The 13,706-nt window shown below is 70.8% G+C and carries 10 protein-coding genes; 7 read left to right on the top strand and 3 right to left on the bottom strand.

The genetic code is table 11. From position 1 onward, the window contains the following. Positions 1-43: 43 nt before the first annotated feature. Positions 44-262: a VOC family protein gene (locus OV427_RS47665; protein ID WP_267862914.1), complete on the bottom strand. Its 219-nt coding sequence runs from the start codon at positions 260-262 to the stop codon at positions 44-46. A gap of 197 nt (positions 263-459) precedes the next feature. Here OV427_RS47665 and OV427_RS47660 point away from each other — a divergent pair, with 197 nt between their 5' ends. Then, positions 460-924 (top strand): DUF2267 domain-containing protein, encoded by a 465-nt coding sequence (locus OV427_RS47660; RefSeq protein ID WP_267862913.1) that lies wholly within the window; start codon positions 460-462, stop codon positions 922-924. Between the two features lie 14 nt (positions 925-938). Here OV427_RS47660 and OV427_RS47655 read toward each other — a convergent pair whose 3' ends face one another. Both OV427_RS47655 and nhaA read right to left on the bottom strand, forming a co-directional pair. Beyond that, entirely contained in the window at positions 939-2,636 is a 1,698-nt protein-coding gene (locus OV427_RS47655; protein ID WP_267862912.1) for an ABC1 kinase family protein, read from the bottom strand. Between the two features lie 23 nt (positions 2,637-2,659). Continuing rightward, the gene (nhaA, locus tag OV427_RS47650; RefSeq protein WP_267862911.1) at positions 2,660-4,015 is read right to left on the bottom strand and encodes a Na+/H+ antiporter NhaA; all 1,356 of its coding nucleotides are present in this window, start codon (positions 4,013-4,015) and stop codon (positions 2,660-2,662) included. 151 nt (positions 4,016-4,166) lie between these two features. On the opposite strand from nhaA, the gene mutS reads away from it, so the two are divergent. The 6 genes from mutS (at position 4,167) to OV427_RS47620 (ending at position 13,525) form a co-directional block, all read left to right on the top strand. Next, entirely contained in the window at positions 4,167-6,929 is a 2,763-nt protein-coding gene (mutS, locus tag OV427_RS47645) for a DNA mismatch repair protein MutS (RefSeq protein WP_267862910.1), read from the top strand. A gap of 86 nt (positions 6,930-7,015) precedes the next feature. Further along, on the top strand, positions 7,016-8,044 hold the full coding sequence (locus OV427_RS47640; protein WP_267862909.1) for a DUF3616 domain-containing protein: 1,029 nt from the start codon (positions 7,016-7,018) through the stop codon (positions 8,042-8,044). Positions 8,045-8,194: 150 nt separating this feature from the next. After that, positions 8,195-8,959, top strand: a complete 765-nt coding sequence (locus tag OV427_RS47635; protein WP_267862908.1) for a DUF3592 domain-containing protein — start codon at positions 8,195-8,197, stop codon at positions 8,957-8,959. Positions 8,960-9,043: 84 nt separating this feature from the next. Further along, positions 9,044-10,864 carry an N-acetylmuramoyl-L-alanine amidase gene (locus OV427_RS47630; RefSeq protein WP_267862907.1) on the top strand — a complete coding sequence of 607 codons (1,821 nt, stop codon included), beginning with the start codon at positions 9,044-9,046 and terminating at the stop codon, positions 10,862-10,864. Between the two features lie 92 nt (positions 10,865-10,956). Then, positions 10,957-12,378 carry a GTPase HflX gene (gene hflX, locus OV427_RS47625; protein WP_267862906.1) on the top strand — a complete coding sequence of 474 codons (1,422 nt, stop codon included), beginning with the start codon at positions 10,957-10,959 and terminating at the stop codon, positions 12,376-12,378. A gap of 157 nt (positions 12,379-12,535) precedes the next feature. Beyond that, a complete protein-coding gene (locus OV427_RS47620) occupies positions 12,536-13,525 on the top strand; it encodes a fatty acid desaturase family protein (RefSeq protein WP_267862905.1) in 990 nt (329 codons plus the stop codon). The last annotated feature ends 181 nt before the right edge of the window (positions 13,526-13,706 follow it).

The following is a 13,706-nucleotide window of genomic DNA, read 5'->3' as shown; positions in this document are numbered from 1 at the left end:
AGCCGCGACGCGCGACGACAATCCCTCACAGGTGACGCGCCGCTCAGCCACGGAACTGCGCCATCTGAATGAGATTGCCGCAGGTGTCCTCGAACGAGGCGATGACAACCGGCCCCATGGACACAGGCGGGCTGCGGAAAACCACGCCGAGCTTCACCAACCGCTCGTACTCCGCCTGACAGTCATCCACGCCGAACTGCGTGAGCGGGATGCCCGCGTCGAACAGCGCCTTCTGATACATGCGCGCGGGCGCGAAGCCCATGGGCTCCAGGATGATCTACCAGGACACCCCGAACCGGTCCTCCAGGACGGGGCGGGCGTCCGTCCGGGCTCCCGTCCCGGAGCTCGCGGCGGGAGGAGCCGTCTTCCTTCCGCTGATGCCCGCGCGCGGCATGGCCACCATGACGGACGTCGGGTGGCGTGGGCACACGCAGCCACCGCGAGCAAGGAGACGACCCCATGGCGCAGCACACCGAACCCCCTCGCGACGTTTCCAAGGTGCCGGTGAAGGAGCGGGACGAATCCCTCGAGCTCCAGCCGTTCCTGGACGAGCTCCAGAACAGTCAGGAGCTGCGGGTGAACAACGTGGAGGCGCGCCAGGCGGCCGAGGCCGTGTTCTGCACCCTGGCCCGGCGCCTGTCCGACGGCGAGGACGTGAAGCTGATGCGCGCGCTGCCTGGAGGCATCGGCGAGCTGCTCGGCGCGTGCACCATCCACCGGGGGCCGTCGCACGCCAGGCGCATGGACCGCGTCGAGTTCATGGGCGACGTGGCGGACCACCTGCACATCCCGGCGGACCAGGCCTTCCGCATCACGACGGTCGTGTTCACCGCCATCCGGGATCGCATCCCCGAGGACGAGGTGGCGGCCGTGGCCTCGCAGCTCCCGGCGGACCTCGCGGACCTGTTCCGCCGTCCGGTGTAACCGCGCGCGGGGCGCTACCTGCGCTTCTTCTGCGGCTTCTTCAGCCAGCGGCTCAGGCGAACCTTGCCCAGCCCCCGCCCGCCGAAGAGGTACCAGGTGAAGACGGCGCCGAACAGCGCCGCCGCGAAGGCGATGCCCACCACGCCCAGCACCGGCACGTTGCCGTACATCCACGGCTTGGGCGCGAAGGCGATGAACGCCCCCACGATGAAGCCGCACGCGCACAGGCCCAGGAAGGCAATCACCGCCGCGCTGCGGATGTTCTCGTTCAGCTTCTCGAACTGGTCCGCGCGCACCGTGACGGTGAACTTGCCGGACTCCATGTCCAGGAGGATTTGCGACAGCTGCGTGGGCAGGTCCGCCGCCATGGACTGGAAGCGCAGGAGCGTCCGCATCAGCCCGCCCTGAAGCTGCGACGGGTCATACCGCCCCGCGAGCAATTCCTTCGCGTAGGGCAGCGCGATTTCGATGATGTTCATCTCCGGGTAGAGGCTGCGCAGCATGCCCTCCGTGGAGACGGACGCGCGGCTGAGCAACGCGTACTCCTTCGGAATCCGGATGCGGTACTTCACCGCGAGGTCCAGCAAGTCCCGCAGCAGCGAGCGCGTGTCCACCTGCCCCAGCGTGGTGGCGAGGTGCTGGCCGAGAATCGCGTCGATGTCGTTGCGGAAGCCCACCAGGTTGGCGCGCGCGTCCGGCACGCCCACCCGGTACAGGATGCGAGCCACCGAGTCGCTGTCCTTCAGCGCCACCGACAGGCACAACATCACCAGCGTCTCCTGCATGGGCCGCGTCAGCCGCCCCACCACGCCGAAGTCCAGCAGCGCCAGCCGGTTGTCCTCCAGCAGGAGGATGTTCCCCGGGTGCGGGTCTCCGTGGAACAGGCCGTCCGTGAAGAGCTGGCGGAAGCTCGCCTCCAGGATGTGCTTCGCGATGACCTTCCGGTCCTCCTCGGGAAGCTGCGCCTGGTTGATCTTCACCCCGCGGATGAACTCCAGCGTCAGCACCGTGCGGCTGGACAGCGAGGCATAGACGCGCGGAATCTTGAGGTACGGCCGCTCGCGGTGGGTCTCCAGGAAGGCGCGGACGTTGTCGGCCTCGTTGAGGAAGTCCAGCTCCTCGTGGATGGCCCGGTCGAACTCGTCGACGATGCCGGTGGGTGTGTAGACGCCCGTCTCCTCCACCACGGCTTCCAGCAGGCGCGCCAGGCTGCGCAGCACCCCCAGGTCCGAGTCGATGCTCGCGGCGATGCCCGGCCGCTGCACCTTCACCACCACCTCCTCGCCCTCCAGCGTGACGGCCCGGTGCACCTGGGCGATGGACGCGGCGGCCAGCGGCGTCGGGTCTATCTGCGCGAAGAGCTCCTCCACCTCCTTGCCCAGCGAGTCGCGAATCTGCGCGTGCACCTGCTCCAGGGGGATGGGGACCACGTGGTCCTGGAGGAGGGACAGCTCGTCGATGAACTCCGCGGGCAGCAGGTCCGCGCGGGTGGAGAGCACCTGGCCCAGCTTGATGAAGGTGGGGCCCAAGTCACTGAGCAGCATGCGGAAGCGCCGGGCGGTGGACGCGCGCTGCGTCTCCGGGGCGACCTCCACCTTCTCCTTGCGGCCCAGCATGCGCCACAGGCCGGCGCGCTCGGCCAGCTCGCCAAAGCCGTGGCGCGCCGCGATGACGGAGATCTGCCGAACGCGGTTGAGGTCCTGGAGAATCACGTACGCCGCCCTTTGTCCCTACGTTACGCCGGGACCACCGGCTTCGCCACGAACCGCAGGAGCACGTAGCCCACCACCGCGGACAGGAGCGAGCCCACCAGGATGCCCAGCTTGGCCTCTCTCAAGAGGTCCGGCTCCTGGAGGAAGGCCAGCCCCGCGACGAAGAGCGCCACGGTGAAGCCGATGCCCGCCACCACCGCCACGCCGTGCAACTGCCCCAGGCCCGCGCCCCCAGGCATGGCGGACACCCGCGCCTTCACCGCCGCCCAGGTGAAGAGGAAGATGCCCAGCTGCTTGCCGACGAAGAGGCCGACGATGATGCCCAGCGGCAGGGGCTTCAGGAGGTCCCCCCAGCCCATGCCCTCCAGGGAGATGCCGGAGTTGGCCAGCGCGAACAGCGGGACGATGCCGAAGGCCACGTACGGGTGCCACAGGTGCACGAAGCGGTTGAGCGGCGGCTCCAGGTCCTGCAAGCGCTCCTCGATGTAGAGAATCTGCGCGCCACGCACCTGCTCGTCGCCCACCTCGCGCACGCACTGGGACGCGAAGCCGGCCAGCTCCTCCAGCACCTCCCGGCCACCGCGGGTGGGGAGCGCGGGGATGAACAGCCCCAGCGCCACCCCGGACAGCGTGGCGTGGATGCCCGCGTGGTGCATGGCGTACCAGAGCGCCGCCCCCGCCAGCAGGTACACCATGCCGCTGCGCACGTAGAAGCGGTTGAGCACGAGCAGCGCCGCCAGCACGCCCGCGCTCACGAGCAGCCAGTCCACGTGCAACCCGGTGCCGTAGAAGAGGGCGATGACGAGGATGCCGCCGATGTCGTCGAAGATGGCCAGCGCGGTGAGGAACACCACCAGCCCGTGGCCCACCCGGGCCTGCACCAGGGTGAGGCAACCAATGGCGAAGGCGATGTCCGTGGCCATGGGAATGGCCCAGCCCGCCATGGACGGAGTGCCGTGGTTGAAGGCGATGTAGAGCAGCGCGGGCACCACCATGCCGCCCAGCGCGGCGATGAGCGGCAGCAGCGCGCGGGAGAAGGTGCGCAGCTCGCCGGAGGTCAGCTCGCGCTTGATCTCCATGCCCACCACGAAGAAGAAGAGCGTCATCAGCCCGTCGTTGACGAACTCGCGGAAGCTGAAGCCCGCCCGCGCACCGTCCAGGCCCAGCTCCAGGTGCGCGTCGAACAGGGCGTTGTAGGCACCCGCCCAGGGGGAGTTGGCCCACACCATGGCGGCCACGGCCGAGAGTGCCAGGAGGATGCCGCTGCTGGCCTCCAGCCGGAAGAACGCCTGGAGGGGGAACAGGGCGGCACGGAAGAGGGCCGGCACGGGGGGCGGCGGCGAGGCGCGCGGCGGGGGCGTCGTCGGGGGCGTCTCCATGGCCCGGGCACCATGCACGGCCGGGCGGACGGGCGCATCCGTTTTCGGCCGGAGGGTGTCGGTGGGTGTCGGTGGCGGATGGTAAGGGAACGCGGCAGGTAGGGTGGCGCGTTCGTTGATCCGCAGGTCGGGTCGTGAGAGAAGGGCAGGGATGGCCGTGACGCAGCAGGCGAAGGCAGTGAAGGCAGCGGTGGACCTCCCCGGGGACGTGACTCCAGACGTCGGCCAGGGGACGGGCGAGGGAGCGGGCGCGCGGGAAATCGCCTCCCTGACACCGATGATGCGGCAGTACCTGGAGCTGAAGGCCCTCCACCCGGACTCGGTGCTCTTCTTCCGGCTGGGGGACTTCTACGAGATGTTCTTCGAGGACGCGGTGCGCGCCTCGGAGCTCTTGCAGATCACCCTCACCGCGAGGGCCAAGGGCGCGGACAAGATTCCCATGTGCGGGGTGCCGTACCACTCGGCGCGCCGCTACATCGCCCGGCTCATCAATGAGGGCCTGAAGGTCGCCATCTGCGACCAGGTGGAGGAGGCCGGCAGCGGGCCCGGCATCGTCCGGCGGGACGTCACGCGGGTGATTACGCCCGGCATGGTGCTGGACGACGAGGTGCTGGAGCCCGCGGCCAGCAACTTCCTCGCGGCCGTGTGCTGGGGCGAGCGGGGCTGGGGCGCGGCGCTCCTGGAGGCCTCCACCGGCGAGTTCATGGCGCTGGAGGCGGCCACGTCCGCGGAGCTGGCGGAGGCGCTGTCGCGCGTGGAGCCCCGGGAGCTGCTGGTGCCACAGGGGCAGCGCAACTCGCCGGAAGTCGCCCAGCTGTGCGGCCGGCTGTCGCGCACGCCGGCGGTGGCGGAGGGTGAGGCGGCGGCCTTCGAGCCGACGCGGGCCGCGGGCTACCTGCGCAGCCACTTCTCCGTGCAGTCGCTGTCCGCCTTCGGACTGGACGACGCGCCCCTGGCCACCGGGGCGGCGGGCGCGGCGCTGCGCTACCTCAAGGACACGCAGAAGACGCCCGCGGCGCACGTGGACCGGTTGAGTCGCCAGGAGCGCGCCGGCAATCTGCTGATGGACGAGTCCTCCCGGGCCAACCTGGAGGTGCTGCGCTCCCTGCGGGACGGCGGGCGCAAGGGCTCGCTGCTGGGCGTGCTGGACAGGACGGTGACGAGCCTGGGCGCGCGCAAGCTGGCGCGCTGGCTGGCGTCGCCGCTGGGCTCGCTGCCGGAAATCCACGCGCGGCTGGACTCCGTGGAGGAGCTTTCCGGGCGCAGCGTGTGGCGCGAGGAGCTGGCCACCATCCTCAAGGAGGTGGGCGACCTGGAGCGGCTGTGCGGTCGGCTGTCGCTGGGGGCGGGCAATGCGCGGGATCTACGCGCGCTGGGCGTGTCGCTGGTGGGGCTGCCGCGGCTGGGGGCGGCGCTGGCGCGGTGCCAGTCCGCATTGCTCCAGTCGCTGTCCGGGCCGCTGACCGCACTGCCGGAACTGGCGGAGCTCCTCGGGCGCGCGGTGGCGGACGAGCCGCCGGTGACGCTGAAGGACGGCGGGATGATCCGCCCGGGCTTCCATGCAGAGCTCGACCGGCTGGTGGCGCTGTCCACGTCCGGCAAGGACGTGCTGCTGCAAGTGGAGCAGCGGGAGAAGGAGCGCACGGGCATCTCCTCGCTGAAGGTCCGCTACAACAAGGTCTTCGGGTACTACCTGGAGGTGACGAAGGCGAACCTGCACCTCGTGCCCTCGGACTACATCCGCAAGCAGACGACGGTGGGGGCGGAGCGCTTCGTCACGCCGGAGCTGAAGGAGTACGAGGAGCAGGTGCTCACCGCGGAGGAGAAGCGGTGCGTGCTGGAGCTGCAGCTCTTCGAGGAGCTGCGGGCGAAGGTCGTGGCGGAGGCGCCGCGCATCCGCTCTGCCGCGGAGGCGGTGGCGGCGTGTGACTCGCTCCTGTCCTTCGCGCGCTGCGCGGCGGAGTACGGCTACACGCGGCCGGAGGTGGACGCGTCGGAGGTGCTGCAAATCACGTCCGGCCGGCACCCGGTGGTGGAGCGCATGCTGGGGGCGGGCGAGTCCTTCGTCCCCAACGACGTGCGGATGGACCCGGAGGACGCGCAGCTGCTCGTCATCACCGGCCCCAACATGGCGGGCAAGAGCACGGTGATGCGGCAGGTGGCGCTGACGGCGCTGATGGCGCAGGCGGGCTCGTTCGTCCCGGCGAAGGCGGCGCGCATCGGCCTGTGCGACAGAATCTTCACGCGCGTGGGCGCGGCGGACAACCTGGCGCGCGGGCAGTCCACCTTCATGGTGGAGATGACGGAGACGAGCCACATCCTCCACCACGCCACGCGCAGGAGCCTCATCATCCTGGACGAGATTGGCCGTGGCACGTCCACCTTCGACGGGCTTTCCATCGCCTGGGCGGTGGCGGAGCACCTGCACGACACGGTGGGGGCGCGGGCGCTGTTCGCCACGCACTACCACGAGCTGGTGGACCTGGCCCGCGAGCGGACCCGGGTGAAGAACCTGTGCATCGCCGTGAAGGAGCAGGGCGGCAAGGTCATCTTCCTGCGCAAGCTGGTGCCGGGCGGGGCGAGCCGCTCGTACGGCATCGAAGTGGCGAAGCTGGCCGGCCTGCCGCCGGAAGTCGTGTCCCGGGCGCGCGAGCTCCTGCAGAACCTGGAGTCGGGCGAATTGGACGACGCGGGCCGGCCCCGGGTGGCGGTGCGGCAGTCGGGGAAGAAGGGCACGTCGGCGGGGCAGCTCGGGCTGTTCGTGGCGGAGCCGGCGCCCGTGCTCCAGGCGTCCCCGGCGCTGTCGCCCGCGCAGCAGAAGGCGCTGGACACGCTGAAGGCCGTCACCGTCGACCGGATGACGCCGCTGGACGCGCTGAACCTCCTGGCGCGGCTGCAGCGGGAGCTGGAGTAGCCAGGTTCGGCTTCCGGCTGTCGGTCATATTACAGAGCGTTTACCGCCACTTCCCGGAGGCTCCCTTCGTGCCAAGAAGGGAGCCCATGAGGCTGGTTTTCATCTGTGTGGGATTCCTGGCCACGGGCTGCGCCGCCCGGGGTGTGTCCGAGCAACAGTCCGTCGCCGCCTCCGCGAGCACGGCGGCGGCTTCGCGAGCCTCCGTCATCTTCGAGGGAATGTGTGATGCCTCGGGCGCGGTGGCGCTCGGGGGCGACAAGTTCGTGGTGGGGGACGACGAGGACAACATCCTCCGCGTCTACGACGCCCGGCGCGGCGGCGCCCCGGTGCGGAGCGTGGACCTGTCTCCGGACCTGGAGCTGCCCGCGAAGAAGAAGCCTCCAGAGGCGGACATCGAGGCGGCGACGGGGCTGGGCTCGCTGTCCTTCTGGATTACGTCACATGGCCGGAACAGCTCCGGCAAGAAGCAACCGAGCCGCCTGCGCTTCTTCGCCACGGAGGAGACGGACGGGGGCCCGAAGGTGGTGGGGCAGCCGTACTCGCACCTCCTGGATGACCTGCTCGCGGACCCGCGCATGGCCCCCTTCGCGCTCGAGCACGCCGAGGGGCTGGCGCCGAAATCGCCGGGCGGGTTGAACATCGAGGGACTGACGGCGATGGCGGATGGCACGTCGCTCCTCATCGGCTTCCGCAGCCCCGTCCCGCGGGGCCGGGCGCTGATCGTCCCGTTGCTGAACCCGACGGAGGTGGTGCGCGAGGGCGCGCGGGCCCGCCTGGGCGAGCCGAGGCTGCTGGACCTGGGCGGCCTGGGCATCCGCTCGCTGTCGTGGTGGCACGGGCGCTACCTCATCATCAGCGGCGGCACCGCGAGCGAGGCGACGTCCCGCCTGTTCACCTGGCGCGGCGGGGACGATGCGCCCGTGCTCGCCTCGGAGGTGGACCTGACCGGGCTGAACCCCGAGGCCTTCTTCACGCCGGAGCAGGCGGACGAAGTCCTGCTCCTGAGCGACGACGGGACGGTTCAGCTCGACGGAGTGGAGTGCAAGCGATTGAAGGACCCGGCGCGCAAGCGCTTCCGCGGGGTGTGGGTGCGGCTGCCGCCCGAGCCGACGTGACACGCCTCACGCTTCGTCGCCCCTGAGGAAGGGCGGGGCACCTTGTGCAGCAACTTCCGGGCGGCGATGGCAGGCGAGCCGGTCCGCCTCGGGCCCTCGCGGGACAGGCCCCCACGGGACGGCACGCAGGTGGGGTAGGCTGGCCGCCGCATGCAGCTGGCCATTCCCCATGCTCCCCGGAAGGTGCGACTGACGCAGGTGCCCGGCGCGGTGGTGCGCCTCGTGCGAGGCGTGGTGCTGGGCCTCGCCTTCATCGCGTTGCTCGGCACCGGGGGCGCCTGGGCCGGGCGCTTCTTCGTCGAGGAGCAGGGCTTCGCCGCGCGCGCGGAGGAAATCGACGGGCTGGTGGTGGCCTCCCGCCTGCCGCCGCCCGACGCGCGTGACGGAGCGGAAGGCGCGCTGGAGGTGCTCTACACGTACCAGGACCGGGAGCACTCCGTCTCTGGCGTGCGCACCTACGCGGAGTACGCGGAAGGGCTGGGGCGGGGCGCGAAGGTGAAGCTGCTGGTGGACCCGGCCGTGCCGGACCGGCCGCGCGAGGCGGGCTTCGCGAGGGCCCGGGCCACGCGGGTGGGGCTGCTGCCCTGGGGCCTGGGCCTGGGCGCGCTGGTGGCGGTGGGCCTCTTCGCATGGGAGGTGCGGCGGCTCTGGCGCGCGGAGGTGGAGCCGCTGCGGCTGGGCGCGCTGGTGTGGCTGACGCCGGACGGGCCGCTCCCGGAGACGCGGGGCGAGGTGTCCTTCCCGGCGCACTACTTCCGACAGGACGTGAAGCACGCGGTGCGCGCGCGGGTGCGGCCGGGGCGGGCGCCGGTGCGCAACGCGGAGAAGGTGCTGGCGGCGGTGGTGCCCCGTCAGCCCGGCTGGGCGCGCGTCATCGACCAGGACCTGGCGAAGGAGCTGGGCTGGGTGCGCTGACGGGAATCGTGGGGGCCGAAAATTTGCCGGTGACATGAGGCCGTGTGACACACGCCTGTAGCTCCCTGTCCGCCGGAGGAATCCATGCGCCTCGCTCTCGTGCTGCCCGTGCTGCTGCTGCTCGTCCCGGGCGCGGTGGGAGCAGCGAAGCGCAATGAGGCCGAGGAGGCCTACCAGGGCGCCCGGCGCTCCTACTACGCGCTGAAGGACGACGCGTCCCGGCGCAAGCTGCGCCACCACTGGCTCAACGTGGTGCGCAAGTTCGAGGCGGTGGCCACGCGCCACCCGAAGTCGGACCGCGCCCCGGACGCGCTCTTCACCGCGGCCGAGCTGCTCCAGGAGTTGAGCCGCGTCTCCTTCGTCGAGGACGACCTGAAGGCGGCCATCTCCCACTACAAGCAGGTCCGCGAGGACTACCCGAAGCACCGGCTCGCGGATGACGCGGCGCTGGCGCTGTCGCGCATCTACGTGAATCGGATGGACCAGCCGGACGTGGCGCGGCGCATCCTGACGGAGACGCTCGCGAAGAATGGCAAGGGAGACCAGGCGAAGGACATGAAGGCGCTGCTGGCCACGCTGCCCGCGCCCGCGAAGTCCGCCCCGGCGAGCAGGCCCGCGCCCGCGAAGCCCGCGTCCCCGGCCGCTGAAGAGCGCGCCACCGCGGTGGCCCAGGTGTCCCCGCCGGCCCAGCGCCCGGGCTCGTCGCTGGTGGGCGCCATCGAGAAGCTCGCGCGGGAGCCGTCGCCGATGATTCCCCGGCTGGACCCCAGCGCGCCCGCGGCCAACCACGAGGACGAGGAGAAGGGGCTGGACGGAGCGGTGGCGGCGGCGCTCGCGGCGAAGGAGGCCCGGGCCGCGACTGTCGCTCCGAAGAAGCCCTCGGATGAGCTGGAGTCGCAGTCGGCCGCCGCGGAGCCGCTGGCCGTGGCCGCCGCGCCGAAGAAGCCTGTCACGGAGAAGGAGCCCGTCCGGGACACCAGGGCCTCCGCGCCGAAGCCCGCGGCCGAGCCCGCCCCTGTCGTCGCGGCAGCGGAGAAGGCCGAGGCGAAGGGGAGCGCGAAGGACGCCGAGGTGCCGTACACCATCGTCGTCGCGCCGCCCGAGCCTCCGAAGCCCATCACCCGTCCGGTGGACGAGAAGGTGGCGCAGGCGCGGCTGAAGGCGGTGTCCAAGCAGTCGCGCGGCGCGGAGCTGACGCTGGCGGAGCAGCTCGGGCTGAAGGTGCGGCGAGTGGTCATCGACCCGGGGCACGGCGGGCACGACACGGGCGCCATCGGCAAGGAGGGGACGCGCGAGAAGGACGTGGCCCTGTCCATCGCGAAGAAGCTGGCGGAGGAGCTGCGCGAGAAGGGCCTGGAGGTGGTGCTGACGCGCGATGACGACCGGTTCATCCGCCTGGAGGACCGGGCGAAGTTCGCCAACGCGGAGCACGGAGACCTGTTCATCTCCGTCCACTGCAACGCGGCGGCGAGCCGCAAGCTGCGCGGCGTGGAGACGTACACGCTGAACACGTCGGCGGACCGCTACTCCATCCGACTGGCGGCGCGGGAGAACCAGTCGTCGGAGAAGGGCATCAGCGACCTGCAGTTCATCCTGGCCGACCTGGCGACGAAGGCGAACACCGAGGAGTCGTCGCGGCTGGCGAACCAGGTGCAGCGCAACATGGTGACGGGCCTGTCGCGCAAGTACACGGGCATCAAGGACCTGGGCCACAAGGAGGCGCTGTTCTACGTGCTGCTGGGCGTGAAGATGCCGGCCATCCTGGTGGAGACGTCCTTCCTGTCGAACCCGGAGGACGAGGAGCGCCTGGCCTCGGGCGCGTTCCAGTCCGAGGTGGCGCAGGCGATTTCGCAGGGCGTCGAGGACTTCCTCGACGACCGCGGCCGCGTGGCGAAGGTGGACTGAGGGAAGCAGGGGAGCGCAGCGGCAGCTCTCCCGGCTGGCTGATTCGAACTCAGGACGTCCTTCGCGGACCTCGACGTGTTACGAGCATCCGCATGTCGAAGAACCTACCCGCACGCCCTCGCGCCGTCCTCGTCGGCGTCCAGTTCCCCAGCGTCTCGGACACGGAGCACGCCGCGGACCTCGCTGAGCTCCGTCGGCTGGTGCACACGCTGGGGTACGACGCCGTCGCGACGGTGACCCAGCGCCGCTCGGGGCTGGCTTCCGGGACGGTGCTCGGCACGGGAAAGCTCAAGGACCTGGCCGCGCTCACCGGTGGGCCCGGCGTGATTACGTCCGGAGCTCGCAACCAGACCTCCAAGGCCCGCGCGAAGTGGGAAGCCGAGGAGGAGGACGCTCCCGATGCGGAGGCGTCCGGAGCGGAGGAGGGTGACGCCGAGGAGGAAGAGGCCGAGCCGCCCGAGGAGCCCTCCGACGTCGAAGCCGCCACCGCCGGGCCGCGCCCCACCGTGGTCGTCGTCGACCACGAGCTGTCGCCGAGCCAGCTTCGAAACCTCGAGAAGGCCACCGGCGCGCTGGTGATGGACCGCACCGGCGTCATCGTGGACATCTTCCACCGGCACGCGCGGAGCCACGAGGCGCGCATGCAGGTGGAGATTGCCCGGCTCAACTACCTCGCGCCCCGGCTGCGCGAGTCCTCGGGGGGCAGTGAGCGCCAGCAGGGCCGTGGCGCCGGAGACTCCGCCGTGGAGCTCGACCGGCGCAAGATTCGAGACCGGCTCGCGGAGCTGCGCGAGGGGCTCGCCGCCATCGAAAGGGAGCAGGACCACCGCCGGTATGCCCGGAGAGACCAACTCCGCGTGGCGCTGGTCGGCTACACCAACGCAGGCAAGTCCTCGCTGATGCGCGCGCTCACCGGCAGCGAGGTGCTGGTGGCGGACCAGCTCTTCGCCACGCTCGACACCACGGTGCGCGCGCTGCACCCGGAGACGCGGCCCCGCGTGCTCGTCTCCGACACGGTGGGCTTCATCCAGAAGCTGCCGCACGACCTCGTCGCCTCCTTCCGCTCCACGTTGGACGAGGCGCTGGAGGCGTCGCTGCTGCTCTACGTGGTGGACGCGTCCGACCCGACGTGGGACGCGCAGCTCGAAGTCACGCGGTCGGTGCTCCGGGAGATTGGCGCGGATGCCGTCCCCAGCCGGCTGCTCCTGAACAAGGTGGACCGGCTGGATGACGCGGCGCGCGAAGCACTGCGGGCCCGGCACCCGGACGCCATCCTGCTGTCGGCCCACCGGCCGGAAGACGTGGCGGCGCTGCGGCGGAGCATCCTCCAGTTCTTCGAGGCGTCGATGGTGGAAGCCGACCTGGTGATTCCGTACGCCAACCAGGGGCGCATCGGCGAGGTGTACGAGCACACCACGGTGCTCTCCCAGGAGTACGACGAGAGCGGGAGCAGGCTCCGGGTGCGCGGCCTTCCAGGCGCGATTGCCCGGCTCACCCAGGCGTTCCAGGCGTGACGCGAGCGGCCGCACGGCCGGGCGCCTCGACGCACTGCGGCTCCGCGGGCAGGCAGGAGCGTCCCTCCGGCTGACGGGCCCATGACATGGGCATGGCACAAACCCGAGGTGTTGCGTCGTGACTCGACGCACCCGCACCCCTCGGAGCCCCTCATCCATGGACCGGACACCCCAGATTGCCGACAAGGAGCTCCTTGCGCGGACACGCCCCTTCGCCGTGCAGGACACCGCGAGGGCGGGGTGGAACATCGCGGCGACCTATGGCGCGCTGGCCGCGGCCGTCGCCATCGCCGCCGCCGCGCCGTGGTGGCCGCTGAGAATCCTGGGCACGTTCCTCGAGGCGCTCGTCCTCGTCCGCTCCTTCATCCTCTTCCATGACTTCATGCACGGGGCCCTGCTGCCCGGCTCGCGCGTGACGCGGTGGCTCTTCCATGTGCAGGGCATCCTGACGCTCACGCCCGCGCGCATCTGGAATGACACGCACAACCACCACCACGCCAACACCGCGCGTCTCGCGGCCTCCGCGGCGGGCACGTTCACGACGTGGACCACGGACACGTGGAAGAAGGCCTCGCGCTGGCAGCGGCTCGCGTATGTCGTCGAGCGGCATCCGCTGACGTTCGTCACCGGCTACTTCACCGCGTTCCTGCTGAGCCTGTGCGTGGTGCCGTTCCTGAAGAACCCGCGCCGGTACGCATCGTCGGGGCTCGCGGTGCTCGTGCACCTCACGCTGTCGGTCATCGTGTGGCGCGTGTTCGGTCCCGGCGTCTACCTCTCCGCGTTCCTCGGCCCGCTCGTGGCCGCGTATGCGCTGGGCGTCTACCTGTTCTATTCGCAGCACAACTTCCCGGACGTCGCGATTCGCGCGGAGGAGCAGTGGACTCACGCGGGCTCGGCGCTGGAGGCGTCGAGCTACCTGGCCTGCGGGCCCGTGCTGGCGTGGTTCACCGGCAACATCGGCTACCACCACGTGCACCACCTGAACCCGCGCATTCCCTTCTACCGGCTGCCGGAGGCGATGGCCGCGCTTCCCGAGCTGCAGAACCCTCGCGTCACGACGCTGCGCCTGGGGGATGTCGTTGCGTGCCTGCGGCAGAACCTGTGGGACCCGGAGCAGGGGCGGATGGTCCGCTACCCCGGAGCGTGAAATGCGGCGGCCCGCCCCGGTCATGCAGGGCGGGCCCGCTGTGACGTGACGGCGCCCAGAGGCGATACATCCGGTGGATCCGCTTCGTGCAGGATCCCGGTGTTTCACGCACTCTGAGTATCTGTTAATCCTTGACTTTCCTGACTTCCGCTCCCAGAGTTGCTCTGCCAGTGCGATGACC

This window comes from Pyxidicoccus sp. MSG2, from assembly GCF_026626705.1.
Classification (GTDB): Bacteria; Myxococcota; Myxococcia; order Myxococcales; family Myxococcaceae; genus Myxococcus.
The sequence above is the reverse complement of the archived record's forward strand: the minus strand, read 5'-3'. Positions and strand labels throughout refer to the sequence as shown.

What these genes read in the sequence shown, in the direction of transcription:
- OV427_RS47635 (WP_267862908.1), top strand. Translation starts at nt 8,195, where the DNA reads ATGCAGCTGGCCATTCCCCATGCTCCCCGGAAGGTGCGACTGACGCAG.
- hflX (WP_267862906.1), top strand. Translation starts at nt 10,957, where the DNA reads ATGTCGAAGAACCTACCCGCACGCCCTCGCGCCGTCCTCGTCGGCGTC.
- OV427_RS47620 (WP_267862905.1), top strand. Translation starts at nt 12,536, where the DNA reads ATGGACCGGACACCCCAGATTGCCGACAAGGAGCTCCTTGCGCGGACA.
- OV427_RS47640 (WP_267862909.1), top strand. Translation starts at nt 7,016, where the DNA reads ATGAGGCTGGTTTTCATCTGTGTGGGATTCCTGGCCACGGGCTGCGCC.
- nhaA (WP_267862911.1), bottom strand. Translation starts at nt 4,015, where the DNA reads ATGGAGACGCCCCCGACGACGCCCCCGCCGCGCGCCTCGCCGCCGCCC.
- mutS (WP_267862910.1), top strand. Translation starts at nt 4,167, where the DNA reads ATGGCCGTGACGCAGCAGGCGAAGGCAGTGAAGGCAGCGGTGGACCTC.
- OV427_RS47660 (WP_267862913.1), top strand. Translation starts at nt 460, where the DNA reads ATGGCGCAGCACACCGAACCCCCTCGCGACGTTTCCAAGGTGCCGGTG.
- OV427_RS47630 (WP_267862907.1), top strand. Translation starts at nt 9,044, where the DNA reads ATGCGCCTCGCTCTCGTGCTGCCCGTGCTGCTGCTGCTCGTCCCGGGC.
- OV427_RS47665 (WP_267862914.1), bottom strand. Translation starts at nt 262, where the DNA reads ATGGGCTTCGCGCCCGCGCGCATGTATCAGAAGGCGCTGTTCGACGCG.